The sequence below is a fragment of the Collimonas sp. GW821-FHT02H07 genome, assembly GCF_059421505.1.
On record NZ_JBWKVC010000004.1, the window covers coordinates 259,646 to 280,280 of the forward strand.

Annotated in this window: 20 protein-coding genes; 6 read left to right on the forward strand and 14 right to left on the reverse strand. The window is 61.3% G+C overall.

The features are described 5' to 3' along the window. Nucleotides 1-235 precede the first annotated feature (235 nt). On the forward strand, nt 236-442 hold the full coding sequence (locus AC07V8_RS09115) for a hypothetical protein (RefSeq protein WP_494678120.1): 207 nt from the start codon (nt 236-238) through the stop codon (nt 440-442). A 146-nt stretch (nt 443-588) separates the two neighbouring features. Beyond that, a complete protein-coding gene (locus tag AC07V8_RS09120) occupies nt 589-765 on the forward strand; it encodes a hypothetical protein (RefSeq protein WP_211443379.1) in 177 nt (58 codons plus the stop codon). A gap of 40 nt (nt 766-805) precedes the next feature. Here the strand turns inward: AC07V8_RS09120 and cobA are convergent, their stop codons facing one another. From cobA to AC07V8_RS09155, 7 genes are all read right to left on the reverse strand, one after another. Beyond that, nucleotides 806-1,582, reverse strand: coding sequence for a uroporphyrinogen-III C-methyltransferase (gene cobA / locus AC07V8_RS09125; RefSeq protein WP_494678119.1), 777 nt, complete (start codon nt 1,580-1,582; stop codon nt 806-808). Between the two features lie 31 nt (nt 1,583-1,613). Beyond that, nucleotides 1,614-2,933, reverse strand: a complete 1,320-nt coding sequence (locus AC07V8_RS09130) for a sulfate adenylyltransferase subunit 1 (protein WP_494678118.1) — start codon at nt 2,931-2,933, stop codon at nt 1,614-1,616. Nucleotides 2,934-2,953: 20 nt separating this feature from the next. Next, a complete protein-coding gene (gene cysD / locus AC07V8_RS09135; protein WP_211443377.1) occupies nt 2,954-3,889 on the reverse strand; it encodes a sulfate adenylyltransferase subunit CysD in 936 nt (311 codons plus the stop codon). A gap of 75 nt (nt 3,890-3,964) precedes the next feature. After that, a complete protein-coding gene (locus tag AC07V8_RS09140; protein ID WP_494678117.1) occupies nt 3,965-4,708 on the reverse strand; it encodes a phosphoadenylyl-sulfate reductase in 744 nt (247 codons plus the stop codon). A gap of 2 nt (nt 4,709-4,710) precedes the next feature. Next, nucleotides 4,711-5,256, reverse strand: coding sequence for a DUF934 domain-containing protein (locus AC07V8_RS09145; RefSeq protein WP_494678116.1), 546 nt, complete (start codon nt 5,254-5,256; stop codon nt 4,711-4,713). Next, nucleotides 5,243-6,937 carry a nitrite/sulfite reductase gene (locus AC07V8_RS09150; RefSeq protein WP_494678115.1) on the reverse strand — a complete coding sequence of 565 codons (1,695 nt, stop codon included), beginning with the start codon at nt 6,935-6,937 and terminating at the stop codon, nt 5,243-5,245. The genes AC07V8_RS09145 and AC07V8_RS09150 overlap by 14 nt, the downstream gene beginning before the upstream one ends. 98 nt (nt 6,938-7,035) lie before the next feature. Next, nucleotides 7,036-7,809: a sulfite exporter TauE/SafE family protein gene (locus AC07V8_RS09155; RefSeq protein WP_098493851.1), complete on the reverse strand. Its 774-nt coding sequence runs from the start codon at nt 7,807-7,809 to the stop codon at nt 7,036-7,038. A 242-nt stretch (nt 7,810-8,051) separates the two neighbouring features. On the opposite strand from AC07V8_RS09155, the gene AC07V8_RS09160 reads away from it, so the two are divergent. Further along, the gene (locus AC07V8_RS09160; RefSeq protein WP_014007481.1) at nt 8,052-8,993 is read left to right on the forward strand and encodes a CysB family HTH-type transcriptional regulator; all 942 of its coding nucleotides are present in this window, start codon (nt 8,052-8,054) and stop codon (nt 8,991-8,993) included. A gap of 70 nt (nt 8,994-9,063) precedes the next feature. Here the strand turns inward: AC07V8_RS09160 and AC07V8_RS09165 are convergent, their stop codons facing one another. The 3 genes from AC07V8_RS09165 to AC07V8_RS09175 all read right to left on the reverse strand — a co-directional run bounded on the left by AC07V8_RS09165 (nt 9,064) and on the right by AC07V8_RS09175 (nt 11,580). Beyond that, nucleotides 9,064-9,522: a hypothetical protein gene (locus AC07V8_RS09165; protein ID WP_494678114.1), complete on the reverse strand. Its 459-nt coding sequence runs from the start codon at nt 9,520-9,522 to the stop codon at nt 9,064-9,066. A gap of 160 nt (nt 9,523-9,682) precedes the next feature. Beyond that, entirely contained in the window at nt 9,683-9,811 is a 129-nt protein-coding gene (locus tag AC07V8_RS09170; RefSeq protein WP_494678113.1) for a hypothetical protein, read from the reverse strand. A 173-nt stretch (nt 9,812-9,984) separates the two neighbouring features. Beyond that, nucleotides 9,985-11,580, reverse strand: a complete 1,596-nt coding sequence (locus AC07V8_RS09175) for an MDR family MFS transporter (RefSeq protein WP_494678112.1) — start codon at nt 11,578-11,580, stop codon at nt 9,985-9,987. A 237-nt stretch (nt 11,581-11,817) separates the two neighbouring features. On the opposite strand from AC07V8_RS09175, the gene AC07V8_RS09180 reads away from it, so the two are divergent. The 3 genes from AC07V8_RS09180 (at nt 11,818) to AC07V8_RS09190 (ending at nt 15,028) form a co-directional block, all read left to right on the forward strand. Further along, the gene (locus tag AC07V8_RS09180) at nt 11,818-12,822 is read left to right on the forward strand and encodes a J domain-containing protein (RefSeq protein WP_494678111.1); all 1,005 of its coding nucleotides are present in this window, start codon (nt 11,818-11,820) and stop codon (nt 12,820-12,822) included. Nucleotides 12,823-12,980: 158 nt separating this feature from the next. After that, nucleotides 12,981-14,384, forward strand: a complete 1,404-nt coding sequence (locus tag AC07V8_RS09185) for a chloride channel protein (protein WP_494678110.1) — start codon at nt 12,981-12,983, stop codon at nt 14,382-14,384. Further along, nucleotides 14,381-15,028: a class I SAM-dependent methyltransferase gene (locus tag AC07V8_RS09190; protein WP_494678109.1), complete on the forward strand. Its 648-nt coding sequence runs from the start codon at nt 14,381-14,383 to the stop codon at nt 15,026-15,028. The genes AC07V8_RS09185 and AC07V8_RS09190 overlap by 4 nt, the downstream gene beginning before the upstream one ends. 6 nt (nt 15,029-15,034) lie before the next feature. Here the strand turns inward: AC07V8_RS09190 and AC07V8_RS09195 are convergent, their stop codons facing one another. From AC07V8_RS09195 to AC07V8_RS09210, 4 genes are all read right to left on the reverse strand, one after another. Continuing rightward, complete coding sequence (locus AC07V8_RS09195; protein WP_494678108.1) at nt 15,035-17,308, reverse strand: mechanosensitive ion channel family protein; 2,274 nt, start codon at nt 17,306-17,308, stop codon at nt 15,035-15,037. 134 nt (nt 17,309-17,442) lie between these two features. Then, nucleotides 17,443-18,420: a D-erythronate dehydrogenase gene (gene denD, locus AC07V8_RS09200; protein WP_494678107.1), complete on the reverse strand. Its 978-nt coding sequence runs from the start codon at nt 18,418-18,420 to the stop codon at nt 17,443-17,445. Between the two features lie 34 nt (nt 18,421-18,454). Continuing rightward, on the reverse strand, nt 18,455-19,243 hold the full coding sequence (gene otnI, locus AC07V8_RS09205) for a 2-oxo-tetronate isomerase (RefSeq protein WP_494678106.1): 789 nt from the start codon (nt 19,241-19,243) through the stop codon (nt 18,455-18,457). Between the two features lie 23 nt (nt 19,244-19,266). After that, nucleotides 19,267-20,589, reverse strand: a complete 1,323-nt coding sequence (locus AC07V8_RS09210) for an MFS transporter (RefSeq protein WP_494678105.1) — start codon at nt 20,587-20,589, stop codon at nt 19,267-19,269. Nucleotides 20,590-20,635: the final 46 nt, after the last annotated feature.

Genomic DNA, 20,635 nt, shown 5'->3' on the forward strand with positions numbered 1-20,635 from the left:
TACGTAAAGCAATTGTCTGCTTGCAGTTGTCTGCAGCAGTCTAGCTATCCTCACTTTTCCCGTGTCGGTTAGCCAGGCTGTTCAGCTTGCAATCGACTGGCGGAATATCTCTCTTTCACCGTCGCTGTCGTGCGTGCCCCAACAGGCGCGTTGCACAATCGCTTTCCATGACGATTCGGCTTCGCCAATGCTGTCGTTTATCCGACGCCTGCGATGCCTTGCATGAAGAGGTGGAATGATGACTATCAAAACCCTGCTGGGTCTGGCATCCGGCAAACACAAAAAAGTAAATAACGGCAGCGGCAGCAACTGGACCTTTGGCTGGTCGCCAAGCCAGGCTTCGGCGCTGTCCGTCAAGGCCACGCAAGCCCGGCCCAATGCCGGCGCCGGTGATCGCGCAGTCGGCATGTATGGCGTGCTGGCGACGCGCAGCGGACGTTAAACAAGAAATTGGAAGAGGCCCCTGCCGCGGTAGCGGCAGGACGGCTTTTATTGGAATGCGCTGGTTTTTCGGCAGCGCTGCATCCGTCGCAGCGCAGGCCGGCAAGCGCCGGAGTTAAAGGAAATATCGCAAGTAAGGAGTCAACAATGAAATGGGAATTTTTGAATAAAAGAGTAGCAGTATTCCTGGTATTGACCGTAGTGGCCGTCGGCCTGGTCAGCTGGATCAATGTCTTGTCACCGGAAGACCGCCTGGAACAGTCCGGCCCGGTCTTGCAAAAAGCACTGGCGTCGGAAATTCACGCCAAGCCTGTCGTTCGCTAAACGAATATCCGACGCCGGCGGCCTGCTTTAAGCCGCGTTCTTAAGCCGCATTCCTGGCCTTGGCCTGACCGATTGCCAGCGGCTGTTCGGCGCGGCTGGCCAGCGCCTCGCCTATCATCACCAGCACCGGACCTTCGCATTGCTGCAAGCCCTGCTCCAGTTGATCCAGGCGCAGGCGCAGGATGCGCTGGTTGTCGCGGCTGCAGTTTTCCACCACTACCACCGGCATTGCAGCGGAGCGGCCTTGCGCCAGCAGCCGCTGCGCAGTGGCGGCTGCTTCGCGGCCGCCCATGTATTGCACCAGCGTGTCGCAGTTCGGCATATTGACCTGCTCCGATTCGCCGGGCGCGGTGCTGGAAGTAAAGAAAGCCACGCTGCGCGCCACGCCCCGCTTGGTCAATGGCTGCTGCGAAGTGGCGGCTGCCGCTAGCGCGGCGCTGATGCCAGGCACCACTTCGACCGCGATGCCGTGTTTTTCCAGCGCCCGCAATTCCTCATCGGCACGGCCGAACAGCATCGGATCGCCACCCTTCAAACGCACCACCACGGCATATTTGCGGGCACTGTCGACCAGCTGCTTGTTGATGAACTGCTGCGCGGTAGAGAGCTTGCCGCAACGCTTGCCGACCGCGATTTTCAAGGCTTGCGGGCAGAGCGCCAGCATGTCTTCCGTCACCAGGGCATCGTGCAGTACGACGTCGGCCTGCGCCAGCAGGCGGGCGCCGCGCACCGTGATCAGATCGGCGGCGCCAGGGCCGGCGCCGATCAGATAGACTTTGCCATAGGTGGCTTGAGTGCTGGCGGGGGTGGCTTGCATGGCGTGGTCCGGTGCTTGGGTTAGGAGTGGCTCAGTCGAGACGGATCATGCCCGCGGCGACGGTCTGGTGCGTGACTTCGTCGATCAGGATGAAGGCGCCGGTGGCGCGGATCTCATCGTAGGAATCGGCAGCGATGGCTTGCTGCAGATTGAGCGAGACGCGGGCGATGTCGTTCAGCTTGAGCGATTCCGCCGGCCGCCGTTGCTGGGTATTGATGTCGAGCAGCGTATCGATCTTGGTGATGCGCGCCGCGGTTTGCTTGGTGCTGTGCTTCAGCCAGTACTTGCGGCGCAGGTCGAGCGCATCTTCCGACAGCCAGCAGAGATCGGCGCTGACGGTCTTCAGCAGGGCAGGGGCGCGCTCCACCGAAGTGAGCATGTCGCCGCGCGAAATATCCAGGTATTCCTCCAGCAGCAAGGTCACCGACTGGCCGACCGCGGCCGATGGCAACGAACCTTCCAGCACCAGGATGTCTTTCACGGTCGCGCTCTGGCCGCTAGGCTGCACGATCAGCTTGTCGCCCTTGCTGACCTTGCCGGCTTCGATGCGGCCCATGTAGCCGCGGAAATCGTTGGCTTCGTGGCCGTTGTGGCGCGCCACCAGTTGCACCGGAAAGCGGAACGGCTCATCATGCGATTCGTCGTAGACGCTGAGCGATTCCAGCAGTTCGATCAGGGTCGGGCCTGTATGCCAAGGCATCTTGTCGCCGGCCGCCACCACGTTGTCGCCGGCCAGCGCCGACAGCGGGATCGGGCGCACATCGCGCAGGCCGAGCTGCTCGGCGAATTCCCGGTAGGCGGCGACGATGCGGTCATACACGGTCTGGTCGTAGTTCACCAGGTCCATCTTGTTGACCGCCACCACCACGTGTTCGATCTGCAGCAGGTGCGCAATGGTCGAGTGGCGCTTGGTCTGGGTCAGCAGTTCAACACTGCCGTCGTCGCCCAGTTTTACCTTGGAAACGTCGATCAGGATGATGACTGCATCGGCGGTCGAGGCGCCGGTCACCATATTGCGCGTGTACTGCTCATGGCCAGGGGTATCGGCGATGATGAACTTGCGCTTCGGCGTGGCGAAGTAGCGATAGGCGACATCGATGGTGATGCCTTGCTCGCGCTCGGCTTCCAGGCCGTCGGTCAGCAGCGACAGGTCGATGGCGTCGCCGACCGTGCGCTTGTGCTTGGCGCGCGACATGGCGTCCAGCTGGTCGGCGAAGATGCCCTTGCTGTCGAACAGCAGGCGGCCGATCAGGGTGCTCTTGCCGTCATCCACCGAGCCGGCGGTAATGAAGCGCAGCAGGCCGCGTTCCTGGCCGCGTGCCTGTGATGCAGTGCTGCTGTCAATGCTCATATTATTAACCACGGCGTCCATCAGAAATATCCTTCTTTTTTACGTTTTTCCATCGAGGCTTCCGAGGTCTGGTCATCCATCCGGGTCGCGCCGCGTTCGGTGATCTGGGTCACCGCGGTTTCCGCGATGATGGCTTCGACTGTCGCTGCATCGGAGGCTACCGGGCAGGTGCAGGAAATGTCGCCGACGGTGCGGAAGCGCACTTCGCGGGTTTCCACCACTTCGCCTTCCCGAGCCGGGGTCAGGTCAGTCAGCGGCACCAGCAGGCCGTTGCGCGGAATCACCTGGCGCTGATGGGCGAAATAGATGGGCGGCAGTTCCAGTTTTTCGCGGGCGATGTATTGCCAGACGTCGAGTTCGGTCCAGTTGGAGATCGGGAACACGCGCATGTTTTCGCCCGGGTGCACGCGGGTGTTGTACAAGTCCCAGAGTTCCGGCCGCTGCGCCTTCGGATTCCATTGGCCGAATTCGTCACGGAAGGAAAAAATGCGTTCCTTGGCGCGCGCCTTCTCTTCATCGCGGCGGGCGCCGCCGATGCAGGCGTCGAACTTATGCTCAGCAATGGTTTCCAGCAGGGTCACGGCTTGCGCTGCATTGCGCGAATCGGTCTGCGGATTGCGCAGGCGCACGGTGCCGCGCTTGATCGAATCCTCGACCGAGCCGACGATCAGGCGTTCGCCCAGTTCCGCCACGCGCTTGTCGCGGAAGGTGATCACTTCGGCGAAATTGTGGCCGGTATCGATATGCACCAGCGGGAAAGGGAATTTGCCGGGACGGAAAGCCTTTTCCGCCAGGCGCAGCATCACCACCGAATCCTTGCCGCCCGAGAACAGCAGCGCCGGATTGCTGCATTCCGCCGCCACTTCGCGCATGATGTGGATCGCTTCCGATTCCAGCCAGTCGAGATGGCGGTTGGCGGCTTTGTCCAGGAAAAAATTTTCAACAACTGTGTTCATATCGGTTCTTGTCTTTTAATGAAGCAATGCATCGGGACGGGATGTAGTGAGTCAGCGATGTAATGATTCTGCGATTCAGGCGTTCTGCTGCGAGACGGATTTGATGCGTATCAGTTTGCCGTCCACCACGTGCAGTCCGCATTCCTTGGATTCCGGGTTTTCCCACCACCAGCGGCCGGCGCGTACGTCTTCGCCCGGCTGGATGGCGCGCGTGCAGGGTTCGCAGCCGATCGAGGGATAGCCCTTGTCGTGCAGTGGATTGTACGGCACGTTGTTGTCGCGGATGTACTGCCAGACGTCTTCTTCCGACCAGTCGGCCAGCGGATTGAACTTGCTCATGCCATGCGCTTCGTCCTGCTCTTGCACATGCAGCTCGGCGCGGGTCAGCGACTGCGCTCGGCGCTGGCCGGTGATCCAGGCCTTGTTGCCGGCCAGGGCGCGCTTGAGTGGTTCGATCTTGCGGATGCGGCAGCATTCCTTGCGCATCTCGACGCTGTCGTAGAACGCGTTCAAGCCATTTTGTTCGACATAGGCGGCGACCGCTTCCGGCTGCGGCCGGTACGGCGTGACGTCGTAATCGTAGGTTTCCTTGATGCGATCCAGCATGCCCAGCGTTTCGGCATGCAGGCGCCCGGTTTCCAGCGTGAAGATGGAAATCTTATCTTGCAGCTGGCCGCGCAGGATCAGGTCGGTCAGCACCATGTCTTCGGCCGCCAGGCTGGAGGCGAATACCGCCGGCGTATATTCGGCGGCGATTTTTTCCAGCGTCGCCTTGGTGGCGGCGACCAGTTCCGGCAGAGAGGGAGTAGGGCTGCTCATGATCAATCCTGGCTGGCTGCTTGGCGATTCACACGGCGGAACAGCGGCGTTTTCTCGTCCCACGAAGTCTGGTATTTTTCGGTGAAATCGGTGAGGCCCTTGAGGGCGTCGTGGATGTTCTTGTCGGCGCGCACCGCAAAGGCGTCGAAGCCGACCCGCTGCATGTAGAACAGCTGGTCGCGCAAGACATCGCCGATGGCGCGCAGCTCGCCGCTGTAAGCCAGGCGCGTGCGCAGGTTGTAGGCGATCGAGTAGCCGCGGCCGTCGGTGAACTTCGGAAAATCGACGGCCACCACGGTGAAATGCGCGAGGTCGTCCTTCAGCACATCGGCCTGGGCATCGCTGCTGAGCCATACGCCGAGCGGAGCGCGGTCCTGCAGCTGCGCGCGCCGGGCTTGCCAAACGCTGAACGGCACGATCACCTTGCCGGCCGGGATGCCGACGCTTTCGGCGGTTTCGCCTTCTTGCAGGCGCAAGACGCTCCAGTCGTCGCTGACCACTGCACGGTTCTTGATGATTGCAACGTTATCGATATTAGACACAGGCATCCTCCCCATGGGTGTAACCGGTCGGGATCGGACTGGCGTAGACGTATTCCTTGAACGGCGCGACGCCGAGACGCTGCACGGTATCGATAAACAATTCTTCTTCGTGGCGCTGCTTCACATACACATCCAGCAGGCGCTCGATGACCACCGGCATCTGCTGCGCCGAGAACGACGGTCCGATGATCTTGCCGATGCTGGTGTTGTTGCCCTGCGCGCCGCCAATGGAAACCTGGTACCACTCGGAGCCGTCCTTGTCGACGCCGAGGATGCCGATGTTGCCGACGTGATGGTGACCGCAGGCGTTGATGCAGCCCGAGATGTTCAGTTCGATCTCGCCGATGTCATGCTGGAAATCGAGGTTGTCGAATTTCTCGGCGATGGCTTGCGCGATCGGGATCGACTTGGCGTTCGCCAGCGAGCAGAAATCGCCGCCGGGGCAGCAGATGATGTCGGTCAGCAGGCCGATGTTCGGCGTCGCCAGGCCTTGTGCCTTGACTGCCTGCCACACCGTGAACAGGTCGCTCAGCTTGACGTCGGCCAGCACCAGGTTCTGTTCGTGGGTGATGCGCACCTCGCCGAAGCTGTACTGGTCGGCCAGGTCGGCGACGAAATCCAGCTGGGCGGCGGTGATGTCGCCCGGCGGTACGCCGGTTTTCTTGACCGACAGGATCACGGCGGCATAGCCGCTCACCTTATGCGCCTTGACGTTGCGCAACAGCCAGTTGGCAAAAGCCTTGTTGTCCGCCTTGCGCTCCTCGAAGCTGGAATCGGCGGCAGGCAAGGTTTCATACGGCGGCGGCACGAAATACTGGGCGATCCGCTGCAGTTCTTCGACGGTCAGCGTGGCCGGACCATCCTTGATGTCAGCCCATTCGGCTTCCACCTGGCGCGCGAATTCTTCCGCGCCCAGCGCTTTCACCAGGATCTTGATGCGCGCCTTGTACTTGTTGTCGCGGCGGCCGTGCTGGTTGTAGACGCGCAGGATCGCTTCCAGATACGTCAACGCGTGCTGCCAAGGCAGGAATTCGCGGATCACGCTGCCGATGATAGGCGTGCGGCCCATGCCGCCGCCCACCAGGAAACGGAAACCGACTTCGCCTTCGGCGTTCTTGACGACATGCAGGCCGATGTCATGCACCGCCGTGGCGGCGCGGTCCTGCTCGGAACCGCTGATGGCGATCTTGAATTTGCGCGGCAGGAAAGCGAACTCGGGATGGAAGGTGCTCCATTCGCGAATGATTTCAGCGTATGGACGCGGATCGATGATTTCGTCGGCGGCGACGCCGGCCAGCTCATCCGACGTCGTGTTGCGGATGCAATTGCCGGAAGTCTGGATGGCGTGCATTTCCACCGTCGCCAGTTCCGCCAGGATGTCCGGCGACTGTTCCAGGTTGATCCAGTTGAACTGGATGTTCTGCCGTGTGGTGAAGTGGCCGTAGCCGCGGTCGTAGGTGCGGGCGATATGGGCGAACATGCGCACTTGCGGCGTCGACAGCATGCCGTAAGGCACGGCGATGCGCAGCATGTAAGCGTGACGCTGCATGTACAGGCCGTTTTGCAGGCGCAGCGGCAGGAATTCTTCTTCCGTCAGTTCATCCGACAAACGGCGGCGTACCTGGTCGCGGTATTGTGCGACCCGTTCCTTGACTATCTGGTGATCGTATTGATCGTAGCGATACATCTTTGTCTTCCTTATGGGTTGTGGCCGATATCGTTGTGAAACGGCCACGCCTTTATGACTAACTCAAAACGGATGCAAGAGCCGCACGCCGCGGCTCCTTAATAAATCAGTTTCACTGCGACGCTGGTCAACGTCAGCGCCAGGAGGCCGCGCAGGAATTTTTCCGGCACTGCCCGCGCTGCCAGCGAGCCGAGCGTGATGCCGGGCACGGAGCCGAGCAGCAGCGCACCGAGCAGGCTCCAGTCGATCGATCCCAGCCACCAGTGGCCGAGCGCGGCGATGGCGGTCAGCGGCACTGCATAGGCGATGTCGGTGCCGGCCACTTCGGCCGGCGACAGGCGCGGATACAGCAGCACCAGGATGGTGGCGCCGACGGCGCCGGCGCCGATCGACGACATGGTGACCAGCGCGCCGAGCACGATGCCGGCAATCACGGTAGCGCTGGTCAGGTTCCTGCCCTGCAGCTGCTTTTCCGGATGGGCATTCAGCCACAACTGGAGCTTGCCCTTGAACAGCAGGGCAACTACGGTCAGCAGCACCGAAATAGCGATCGAGTAACGGATGATCTGGCCGATTTCAGTGCTGATGCCGCCTAAATACTTGAGGATCAGCGCAGTGGCGATGGCGGCCGGCAAGGCGCCCAGCGACAGCAGCCTGACGATGTCCCAGCGGACGGTTCCCTTGGAGCGATGCGCGACCGTACCGGCGACCTTGGTCACTGACGCAAACGCCAGGTCGGTGCCTACGGCCACACTTGGATGGATGCCGAACAGCAGGGTCAGCAAAGGCGTCATCAGCGAGCCGCCGCCGACACCAGTCAATCCCACTAACAATCCGACGGCAAAACCGCTCACTACATAAGAAACAGTCATATCACCTCGTACTAAACACCTCGAATCGTAATAAACTTCGCATATATGTCCAACTACAGACTATTTATTTGCTTATATGCGTATTTGATATATGTAAATACAGGGAGCGCGTTTGCTGCTGGCGGGACTTTGAGTGTAGCAGGGAGTAATACAGGTAGATAGTTGCTGGAATGAAATTGTGTTTTCATTAATATTCCGGCCGTGCCGCACACATTCTTATTGAAGAAAAACAAGGAAAATTCATGAATCTCCATCAGTTCCGCTTCGTCCGCGAAGCGGTGCGCCAAAATTACAACCTGACCGAGGCAGCCAAGGCGCTGTACACCTCGCAGCCGGGCGTCTCCAAGGCGATCATCGAGCTGGAGGAAGAACTGGGCGTTGATATTTTCACACGGCACGGCAAGCGCATCCGCGGACTGACCGAGCCGGGGCGGGCGGTGCTCAGGTCGGTCGAACTGATCATGCAGGAAATCGATGGCCTCAAGCGCATCGGCAATGAATACGCCGCGCATGACAGCGGCAGCTTCACGATTGCCACCACGCATACCCAGGCGCGCTATGCCTTGCCGAAAGTGGTGCAGGCCTTCACCCAGAAATTCCCCAAGGTGCGCTTGTCGTTATTGCAAGGCAATCCGAAGCAGGTGGCCGACATGGTGCGCAACGACCAGGCCGACCTGGCCTTGGCGACCGAAGCCATCGTCAATGCCGACGGCCTGGTGACCTTGCCCTGCTATCAATGGGAGCACGTGGTGGTGGTGCCGCCCGATCATCCCTTGCTGCAGTCGAAGGCGATCACGCTGGAAGAAATCGCTGCCTTCCCTTTGATTACCTACGACAGCGCCTTCACCGGCCGCACCAAGATCGACCATGCCTTTTCCTTGCGCAACCTGAAGCCGGACGTGCTGCTGGAGGCGATCGACGCTGATGTGATCAAGACCTATGTCGAGCTGGGCATGGGGGTAGGCATCATCGCCGGCATGGCGTTCGACGCCGAGCGCGACACCGGCCTGCGTTCGATTCCGGTCGGCCATCTGTTCGGCACCAATATCTCGCGGGCGGCGGTCAAGCAGGGCGCCTATCTGCGCAGCTATGTGTATACCTTCATCGAACTGCTGGCGCCGACCATGAACCGCAAGCTGATCGAGCAAGTGATGAATGGCGAGAAGGATATGTACGAGCTGTAAGCCGGCCGGCAAAAAGGAAAAGGGGGCAAGCGTGATGCTTGCCCCCTTTTTTATTTCAAAGCTTCAATTCTCAATAACCGGCGTCGCGTATGGCATTTTCGGTAGCATGCTTGGCTGCCTCGATGCGTTGCATGGCGTGCTGCTGCAGTCCGAACACGCGCGGATCGTCTTCGCGCTGGCCGACGTCATTGCGGGCGCGCTCCAGCGCTTCCACCGCATCATGCAGGCGACCGCGGCGATCCGGACGGGCATCCGGCTGTTCTTGACGATAGACATCCTTGCCGACGTCCACGCCAAGCTGGGTGATCTCGCGCGTGGCGGCATCGATCTCGCCCAAGGCGATCTGTTCGCTGCGGCCCATGACCCAGTTGTCGCCTGGACGATGGTCGATCAGCCAGCGCGCCAGGTGCAGATCCGCCAGTGCATGCAGATAGGCGCCGTGATGGCCGGGTTCATCGGCTTGCGCGGCGAGCGGCAGCACAGCCGGCGCCAGCAGCAGGGAAAGGACGAGTTTGTGGATCAGTTTCATAAAGGCTCCGTGTTTATTTTTTTGTATGGCAATGTATTCAAGCTGAAGCTCAAATCTTGTTCATTTGGAGGTTTTCCGGCTGGAAATTATACCGATGCCCTTGCATTGCATAAGCCCGCTTACTTTTACTTACTACTTGATAACGATCAATAGCGAGCGATCAATAGCGGTCGTACGGATGGTAGTAATGCGGGTGGTAATAACCGGGGCCGATTGGCGCCACGATACAGCCGCTCAGCAAGGTGCTGAGGATGGTGCCAAGCACCAGTGAGGTAATGAGTTTTTTCATGATCTCCGTCCTGAGTGAAGTGATGTGATGTGAGTTACCAGGACTTCAGGATGCCACCGCCGGATTGATACAGGTGCTTCGAGACGGTGTGAGATGTAACGCTTTGTGAAGCAGTGTTAAAGCAGGTGTGCAGACCTGGCAGGCTTGCTGCAAGCCCGGTCTGCGCTGCTTGCCTACTCGGCGACGGCGCCTGCCGCGGGCTTGATGTGCAAGGTAATCGGCGGCACCTTGCTCACCAGCCAGAGGGCAATGCCGGTGACTACCACAGCGAGGCCGACGCCCATGTGGATAGCGCCGATCAATGCCTCGCGCGCCGCTTCCAGCAACAGCTGGCCCTGATGGCCGGCGCCGGCCAGCTGCGCCAGCACGGTAGCCTGGGTCTCATGACTGATGAGGATTTGCGGGTCGGCGAAGCTGGCGAACCAGTCGCCGGCTTTCTGTTCCGCCAGCGCCTGCCGCACGCTGCCGGCATACATGTGGTTGATCAGGGTGCCGATGATGGCGGTGCCCAGCATGCTGCCGATCATGCGCAAGGATTGCATCAGCGCGGTGGCGATGCCGAGATGCTCGCGGCCGGCTTCCTGCTGGATGAAGATGGTCAGGTTAGGCAGGATGAAGCCCAGTCCCAGGCCGCCGGTCAGCATGAAACCGACGATCACGCTGTGCGAGGTCCAGCGGTTGGAAATCACCACGCCCAGGCAAGACAGCGCCAGCAGGGTGAAGCCGATGTACAGCATGATGTTGGGATTCCTGAGGCGCGGGATGATGCGGCCGTTGGAAATGCTGCCCACCATGATGCAGGCCACCAGCGGCGTGATCAGCAGCCCGGCTTCCTGCGGCGACAGGCCGAAGCCGCCCTGGTACAGCAGCGGCGCATAGAACATCAGCGAAAACATGGAAAAGCCGCTCAGCACCGACAGCAGGAACAGGGTCGACAGTTTGCGGTCGAGCAGCAGATCGAAGGGCAGGATAGGCTGCGGCGTGTGATGTTCCCATTTCCACAGCGCGACGAAGCTGACGACGCTGGCCGCCAGCAAGCCCAGCATGCCGAGCGACAAGCCGTGCTGCGGCAGCATTTCCACGAACAGCTGCAGACAGCCGAGCGAAGCGGTGATCAGCAGGGCGCCAGGCCAGTCGAGGCGGATCTTGGCGTCCGGGTGGGTATGGCGCAGATGCGGCAGGTATTTATAGACGAAGAAGAGCGACAGCACGCCGACCGGCAGGTTGACATAGAACACCCAGCGCCAGCCCCAGTACTGGGTCAGGAAGCCGCCCAGCGACGGCCCGACCGCGGTGGCGATGCCGAACGCGGTGCTCATCATCACTTGCCAGCGCAGCCGCACGTGGGCGCCCGGGAACAGGTCGGGGATGCAGGCAAACGCCGTGCCGACCAGCATGCCGCCGCCTATGCCTTGCAGGCCGCGGGCGATCACCAGCCACAGCATGCTATTGGACATGCCGCACAGGATGGAGGCGGCGGTGAACAGGATGATGGAGACCAGCACAAAGGGCTTGCGGCCGTAGAAGTCGCCCAGGCGGCCGAAAATCGGCACCGTGATCACCGAGGTCAGCAGGTAGGAAGTCGCGACCCAGGCGTACAGCTCGAAGCCTTTCAGTTCGGCCACGATGGTCGGCAGCGCGGTGCCGACCACGGTCGAATCGAGCGCCACCAGCATCACCACGAAGGCGATGCCTAACATGGCAAGCAAGGATTCACGGAAGGGTAAGACCTGGTCGCTCGAATGCGCGGAGGCGGAATGGATAGCCATATGATTGTTTATCGGCGGAGTCGCCGCTTGGTGGGACAGAGCATGGAATCTGTAAATGATTGCCGCAAGGCACAGCTGAATACGGATGGTTGCTTAACTTATTGCAAAGGCAAGATGATACGCCCCTTGGCTGGTTTCTGCTGCGCGCCGCCGGCGGCAACTTATAATCACGCCCTTGCGCCATATTTTTCATCTGAAAAATCGCAGCTCTACACGCAACGTGCAATCAGCCAACCGATGAAAAAAACAGAAACCAAGGCGCTCAACATCGTCGAACAGCACGGGCAAGCCAGCCTGTCGCCAGGCCAGAAAATCTTCAATGCGCTGCTCAGGAAACTGGAGACCGAGCGCCAGCTGCTGGCGGCATGGCAGGAGATGATCCCGCTGCACCAGCAGCACTATGTCAGCCAGTACCAGCCTCTGATACGCAGCTACCACGGGCTGGCGGCGCAGCTGGTGCGCTTGCTCGACGACGCTTATTCGGCAAAGGGCTTGAGCCGGCACGATCAGGAAAAAATCAGCCACATCATCTGTTCGGTCGGCGCCGCCGTCATCGGCGACAGCGATGCCGCGGACTTGAAACGGATTTATCACATGCATGGCGGCGCCGATGCCGATGCAGCTGCCGGCCGGCAAGGCGACGCTGAGGCATCCGCGCAGCAGGCGGATGCCGACGCCGATGCGTCGGCCGAATACGGTCGCGAAGGCGCCGGCAAACGCAGGAAATCGGCCAAGGCCGCGGCCAGGGAAGCCAGGCAGCAGGAAGAATTGAAAAACGCCAGCCAGTCGGTGCGCGAAGTCTATCGCAAGCTGGCCAGCGCCCTGCATCCCGACCGCGAACAGGATCCTTTGGAGCGGACCCGCAAGACAGCGCTGATGCAAAGGGTGAATATCGCCTATGACAAGAAGGATCTGCTCGGCTTGCTGGAGCTGCAGCTGGAAATCGAGCAGATCGACCAGAGCCGCATCAATTCCCTGTCGGAACAGCGCCTGCAGCACTACAGCAAGGTGCTGACGGAACAGTCGGCTGAACTGCGGGATGAGATTGCCGGACTGGAGGTGGATTTCCGCAGGCGCTTCAATTTCGGGCCGCAGGAAGCCTTGTCGCCCGCGCTGGCGATGCGCCGCCTGAAAAGCGACATCAAGGGTCTGCAGCAGCATATCGCTGCGCTCAAGAACGACTTGCTGGCGTTTGCCGATGTCAAAAACATCAAAGCCTGGCTGAAAAGCTATCAAATCTAGGCCGATCGCTTTCCCGGGGAGCGACAATCCATCAAGGCGATCAGCGATATCCGGCTGCTTTTGCGCCGGTTTCGCCGGCATGCCGATGGCCGCCAGCGGCCTATTTAGGGGGAATTGCGCAGGGATAATTTATAATCATGTCTTTGCGCCCAATTCCAATGAATCCGCTCCCCCCGAGTTTTTCCGACCAGACGCTGCGCCAGGTACGGCGCGCCTGGCGTAAATACGGCATTTTGTGGATGGGAGCGGTGCTGGTTGGCTTGGCCGCGGTGCTGTATGCGTGGCTGATGGATGTCGGTTTCGGCATGTTCCGCTCCATGCAGCAATCGCATTTCTGGCTGCCGCTGTTCATCACGCCGGCAGTCGGCGCTCTGTGCGTATGGGCCACGCGCCGTTATTTTCCCGGCGCCGAGGGCAGCGGCATCCCGCAAGTGATCGCTACGCTGGAAGAGGACACTACCCGGCGCGGCCAGTCGCTGCTGTCGATCAAGCTGTTGCTGGGCAAGATCGGCGTCTCCTTCATCGGCATCCTGGGCGGCTTCACTATCGGCCGCGAAGGGCCGACGGTGCAGGTCGGCGCCGCCCTGATGTTCAATCTGCGGCGCCTCTATCCGCGCGCCAGCGCAGCGCTGGAGCGGCGCCTGATTCTGGCCGGGGCCGCCGCCGGCCTGTCGGCGGCATTCAACACGCCGCTGGCCGGGATTGTGTTTGCAATTGAAGAACTGACACGCAGCTTTGAGCACCGGGCCAGCGGCGTCGTGATTACCGTGATTATTTTTGCCGGCGCTGTAGCCTTGGGCTTGAATGGCAACTATACCTATTTCGGCACCATTCACATCAACAGCGCGCTGACCGACATGCTGGCGCTGGCGGTGCTGGTGACCGGGATTCTTACCGGCATCGCCGGCGGCTGTTTTTGCTGGCTGCTGCTCAATACCAGGCGCTGGATTCCAGCCCGGCTGCAAGATCTGCGCAGCAACCGTCCGATTGCCTTCGGCGCGCTGTGCGGCCTGGCGGTCGCGGTGATCGGCATCATCGCCGGCGGCGCCACTTTCGGCAGCGGCTATGTCGAGGCCAAGGGTTTGCTGGAAGGGCATCAGCAGCTGTCGGTGCTTTATCCGTTCCTGAAGATGGCGTCGATGGTGTCGTCCTATCTGCCGGGGATTCCGGGCGGGATTTTCGCGCCATCCTTGTCGATCGGCGCCGGTTTCGGCAATCTGTTGCACCAGGTGTTCGGCAATACCTCCCTGGAGATGCTGATTGCGCTGGCGATGGTGGGATATCTGGCGGCGGTGACGCAGTCGCCGATCACCGCCTTCGTGATCGTGATGGAAATGATCAACGGCCATGCCCTGGTGATTTCGCTGATGGCGACTGCGCTGATCGCCAGCCGCGTCTCGCGCTTCTTCGCGCCGCCGCTGTATGACGCGCTGTCGGAGCGCTACCGGGTGGCCTGCGCCGAAGCCATGCCGCCGGCTGCTGAAGTGCAACCAATAGAAATGAAAGAAGTTGAAGAAGTGAAGGAATTGAACAATGAACTGGGAAGCGGAACGCAAAAATGATTAATACCGATATGGCGGCGTACTACGCCAAACGTGCTGCGACTTACGAAGAGATCTACCAGCGCCCCGAGCGCCAGGACGAACTGCTGACCTTGCAGGTCAGGGTGCAGGAACTGATGGAAGGCCACGACGTGCTGGAACTGGCATGCGGCACCGGCTTCTGGACCGAGCAGATCGCCGCCACCGCGAAATCGGTGCTGGCGACCGACATCAATCCGGAAATGATCGCGCTGGCCGAGGCCAAGCAGCTGCCGGCCGGCAAGGCGACGTTTGCGCAGCAAGACATCAACACTTTCCAGGCTGACCGCAAGTTCACCGCCTGCTTCCTGGGTTTCTGGTGGTCGCATGTGGGACGCCAGGACCAGGTCCGGTTCATCGCCCAGCTGCGCGAAAAACTCGGCAAGGATATCTTGCTGGTGATGATAGACAACAGCTACGTCGAAGAGCAGAGTACGCCGATTGCCCGCACCGATGCCGATGGCAATACCTACCAGTTCCGCACTTTGCCCAACGGTGAGCGCTACGAAGTCATGAAGAACTTCCCGACCGACAGCGGCCTGCGCAAGAAGCTGTCGCCGATCACACGCGAACTGCGCATCCTGCGGCTGGAGTACTACTGGCTGCTGAGCTGCCGCATCAAGTAATCTTCGTCAGGCCTTGCCGCCGGCGGCGGGCAGCTCCGGCGCGCTGCTTTCTGCCGCTACCGGCGGCTCCACCGCGGTCAGCGGGAAATTCGCCCATTCATTGGCGAAGCGCACCTTCGGATCGTCATCCACCTTTTTCTTGATGCGCAGGTTGAAGCCGCGCGTGACTTCGTTCTGGGTTTGCGGCTTGGTGCGGATGCCGGCCAGCAGCGCCACGCCGTTCAGGTCGAAACCATTGACCCCGTAGATCTCGATAGGCTGCAGCAGCAGCCGGCGCAGGCGCCGGTCTTCCAGCATCTCGGCGCCGGTTTCGCGCATCAGCCGCAAGGCCTGGTCGACGTCCGAATCGTGGGTGATGCTCAGCTTGAGCGAAGCATATGTGTATTCGCGCGAATCGTTCTTGATCGCCGTGATCTGCGAAAACGGCACGCTGTGCACCGAGCCGTTGCTGTCGCGCAGGCGCACGGTGCGGATGGTCAGGTTTTCCACGGTGCCGGCATGGCCGTTGCCGACGTCGACCCAGTCGCCGACCGACATCGAATCTTCCATCAGGATGAAGACGCCGGTGATCAGATCCTTCACCAGCGATTGCGAGCCGAAGCCGAAGGCCAGCCCGACCACGCCGGCCGAGGCCAGCAGCGGCGTCACATTGATGCCCAGGTTGGCCAGCGTGGTGATCACCGTGATGGTCAGGATCAGCAGCATCAGCGCATTGCGCAGCAGCGGCAGGATGGTGCGCATGCGCGTGCTTGGGTTCTTGCGCGCGTAGCGGCTGTTGCGGGTCGGGTTGATGGCTTCCTGGATGAAGGTGTCGAGCAGGATCCAGATCAGCCAGGCGACCACCAGCGTCAGGCCGATCTTGCCCAGCGCCGAGACGATCATCTGGCCGATCAGGGTGGCGTTGGCGAATTCCAGCAGCGAATGCTCCCAGATCCTGGTCAGCAATTCGAAGAAACCAATCCACAACGCCAGCTGCAGCAGGCTGAAGCCGACGTTGCTGAGACGCAGGATGTAAGGCGACTGGCGCCTTGCCGCGCCTGCGCCCGTGGTCGTCTTGCGGGCGCGTATGCGCTGCAGCAGTGCGCTGATGAAGAACATGGCGATCAGTAGCGCGGCGCTGGCCAGCGCATGATTGAGCGCTGAATTATTGCTCGACAAATCGAGGATGGTGGCGACGCTGACGGTCACGCTCAGCAGCAGGATCGGGATGTACCAGAAGGCGGCGACGATTTCCAGCGTTTCCATGCGCGCCGGATGGTCGCGCCGCACCGCCCGCGGCCGGTTGCGGATGATGTGCGCCACCGGCCGCCGGAACAGCAGGGCGAACACGCCGCCCAGTATTGCCGCCGTCAGGCTGGCCAGGGTCGCCACCACGCTGGCCAGGTGGACGCCGATGATCTGGTTCACATGCGGATTGTCCAGGGCGTCGCCGAGCCAGCCGGCGCAGCCGATCACATATAGCAGGTTGAAGCCGCGCTGGTACAGGATATGCACCGCGACCATGCGGTGGCCGCCGTGCGACAGCGAAAAAATGATGGCGCAGATGGCCTGGAACAGGCGCGCGCCGACCAGGGTGTACAGCAGCACTGTGGCCAGGACCCGTCCCAGCGATTGTCCGTGCGCACTATCCATGCTGATGGTGACAGAAATTTCCGCCACCAGCGCCAGCAGCAGCGGCGCGATGTGGCGCCATATATACAGCAGCAATTCCTTCATGCTGGGATCGGACGACAGCGTCGTCTCGACATTGAAATGCCGTTGCACCTGCTTGCCGATATAGTGCAGAGCGATAGCGACCGCGCCGAACAAGGCCAGCATTTCGAGAAAGCCTGCCAGCGCCTGCCATCCGGTTTCCGACTCCTGGCGTTGCAGGATGGTCGACAGGTCTTGCCAGGCCAGCGAAAACTGCTGGTTCCAGAATTTTTCCGGCGTGATGACCTGCTGCAGATGCGCCTGGAAAGTGTCGAGGCTATTGGAAATCAGGCCAATGAAGCCCTTTTGCTCGGGCGAGGTCTTGCTGTTCTGCTGTTCGGCCTGGATCAGCGTGGCTACCAGGCTGCCAGTGCCGGGACTGCTTTGCAGCACCTTGGACAGCGTGTCCAGTGGTGCTGGCGCGGCGGCGGGAGCGGCCGGTGTGCTGGCGGCGGCGTCAGCGCTCGCGGCGGCCGTTGCCGCCCGGGCCGGGGCGCCGTTTGCCAGCAGCAAGCAAAGCAGCAAACAAGGCAGCAACGGCGAGGCCGATAGCAAGCGGACTAGGTGCTGGAAAGAGCTGGTCTTCATGTCGGCTTGGCAAAAGTCATAAAGAGACAATCTTACCGTACCGAGGACAAGCCGAGGACAAGTTCAGGCCGAATCGGCGCATGTCAAAAAAACATCGCGCGGCTGGCTTTCGCAGACAGCCAGCCGCGCTCGCTTCATGCCGCCGGCAGATCGTCTTCGATATAGGCGCGCACCACGTCGTCGAAACTGCTTTCACCGATAAAGCCGAGATCGGCGGCGCGGCTGGCGTCCCAGGCGCCCGGCCAGCTGGAAATGATCCTGTCTATGGCCGGATCGTGTTTCCATTCAATGCGTGCGGCGACTTCCTTGCCGGCGACGCGTTCCAGCGCCGCCACCATCTCCGCCACGGTGACCGAGATTCCCGGCAGGTTGATGGTCCGGCTTTTGCCCAGCACATCGGCCGGCAGCGCATAGCCATGGATCAGGCAGGCGATCACCTTGCGTGGCGACAGCAGCCACAGACGCACATCGGGCGCCACCGGGCAGATCGCCGGCTGGCCGTTGAGCGGCTCGCGGATGATGCCGCTGGCGAAAGAGGAGGCGGCCTGGTTGGGTTTGCCGGGACGCACGCTGATGGTCGGCAGGCGCAGCACGCGGCCGTCGACGAAACCCTTGCGGCTGTAGTCGTTGAGCAGCAGTTCGGCGATCGCTTTTTGCGCGCCGTAGGACGATTGCGGATTGAGCGCGGTACGGTCTTGCACCACTGCCGGCAGGACGCCGCCGAATACCGCCACCGAACTGGTGAAGATCACCCGCGGCGCGTGGCCGCAAGCGCGGCAGCGTTCCAGCAACAGGCGCGCCGCATCCAGGTTGATGCGCATGCCGAGATCGAAATCCGCTTCCGCCTGGCCGCTGACAATCGCCGCCAGGTGGAAGACCGCCGCGGTCTGGCTGGTGATCACGCGCTCCAGCAGGGCGCTGTCGGTGATGTCGCCGGTGACCTGTTCGATGCGCGCATCGTCGAAGCCGCTGGCGGCAACCACGTCCACCAGGACGATCTTGCTGATGGTTTGCAGCTGGCCGCCGCGGTCGGGCAGGCTGCCCTGTTGCAGCAGGCTGCGCGCCAGGCGCTGGCCGAGGAAGCCGGCGCCGCCGGTGATGACTACTTGCATGATGATCCTTTATTTATTCAATGGTGTTTGCGTTCTACAGCCAGGGCTTGAGCCAGCCCAGGCCGGCAGAAGTAGCGCCGCGCGGCCGGTATTCGCAGCCGACCCAGCCCTGGTAGCCGAGCTCGTCGATCAGTTCGAACAGATAGGGATAATTGATCTCGCCGCTATCCGGTTCATGCCGCTCCGGCACGCCGGCGATCTGGATATGGCCGATGCCGGCCTGCGGACGCAGCATGTCGCGCTTGAGCTTGACAGCCAGGTCGCCCTCGACGATCTGGCAATGATACAAATCGAACTGCACCTGCAGGTTGTCGGCGCCGACCTCGGCGCAAATCGCCTGCGCCTCGTCCTGGCGGTTCAGGAAGAAGCCGGGAATGTCGCGCGTATTGATCGGTTCGATGACGATGGTGACGCCAAGGGCGGCGGCCTGGGCCGCGGCATAGGCCAGGTTCTCCAGGTACACCGCGCGATGCCGGGCGCGATCCTGCTGCGGCTGGATCAGGCCGGCCATCACATGCAATTTACGGTTGCCCAGCACTTGCGCATATTCGAGGCCGGTGGCGACGCTGCGCTTGAATTCATCTTCGCGTCCGGGCAAGGAGGCAAGGCCGCGTTCGCCGCCGGCCCAGTCGCCGGGCGGCGCGTTGAACAGCGCCTGGGCCAGGCCGTTGTCCTGCAGTCTTGCCTGCAGTTCAGCGGCGGCGTGCTCGTAGGGGAAGAGGAACTCGACACCCTTGAAGCCATCCCTGGCCGCGGCCGCAAAGCGGTCGAGGAAGGCGTGCTCGTTGTACATCATGCTCAGATTGGCGGCGAAACGCGGCATTGCAGACTCCTAAAAAACAAATGTTATCGATTGACCATTTTAGGCGGTGTCTTCAGGATCGCAATGGCGCCGACCACCAGCATCCCGGCCAGCATGAACATGCCGGTCTGGTTGTTGTGCGTAGTGTCTTTCAGCCAGCCGACCAGGAACGGGCTGGCGAAGCCGGCCAGATTGCCGACCGAGTTGATCACCGCGATGCCGGCGGCGGCGCCGGTGCCGGACAGGAAAGCCGTCGGCAGCGACCAGAACAGCGGCGAGCAGGTCAGCACGCCCATCGCCGCCAGCGACAGGAAGGCGATGGCGATCACGGTATTGTCGGCGGCCAGCGCTGAAACGATGAAGCCGACCGCGCCCAGCAGAGCCGGCACGATCAGATGCCAGCGCCGTTCCCGCAGGCGGTCCGAGCGGCGGCCGATCAGGATCATGGCGAATACCGCGCACAGGAAGGGAATCGCGCTGATCAGGCCGATCTTGAAATCACCGACCACGCCGGAAGCCTTGACCAGGGTCGGCAGCCAGAAAGTCAGTCCGTACTGGCCCATGACGATGCAGAAGTAGATCAGGCACATATGCCAGATGCGGATGTCCTTGAACACTGCCGCGGTCGTTTTCGGGCTGTGCATGTCTTTCTGATCGGCGCGGATTTCTGCTTCCAGGAAGTCCTTCTCTTTTTCAGTCAGCCACTTGGCCTTGCGGATGCTGTTGTCCATCACGAAGAAAACGGCGACGCCCACCAGCACCGCCGGCACCGCTTCGATCATGAACATCCACTGCCAGCCATGCCAGCCGCTGGCGCCATGGAAAGCCTGCATGATCCAGCCCGACAGCGGATTGCCGAAGATGCCCGAGATCGGAATCGCCGCCATGAAAGTGGCGACCACCTTGGCGCGCCGGTGCGAGGGAAACCAGTAGGTCAGATAGAGGATGATGCCGGGATAGAAGCCCGCCTCCGCCAGGCCCAGCAGGAAGCGCAGGACATAGAACTGGGTGGGCGTCTGCACCCAGGCGAAGCAGGCCGACAGCAGGCCCCAGGTAATCATGATGCGGGCGATCCACAGCTTGGCGCCGACCCGGTTCATGATCAGGTTGCTGGGCAGCTCGAACAGGAAGTAGCCGAGGAAGAAAATGCCGGCGCCGAGGCCGAAGATGGTTTCGCTGAAGCCCAGGTCCTGCGACATCTGCAGCTTGGCGAAACCGACGTTGACGCGGTCCAGGTAGGCCACCACGTAACACAGCATGATGAATGGCACGAAGCGCCAGAATACTTTCTTGTACAGATTTTCCGCTTGTTCAGCCGGCAGGCTGACGCTGGCCTGTGCGGCCCTGTTGTCTATCGTTGCTGACATCTTGTCTCCACCAATGTGATTTTATGAATTGCGGATGTTTCTATTG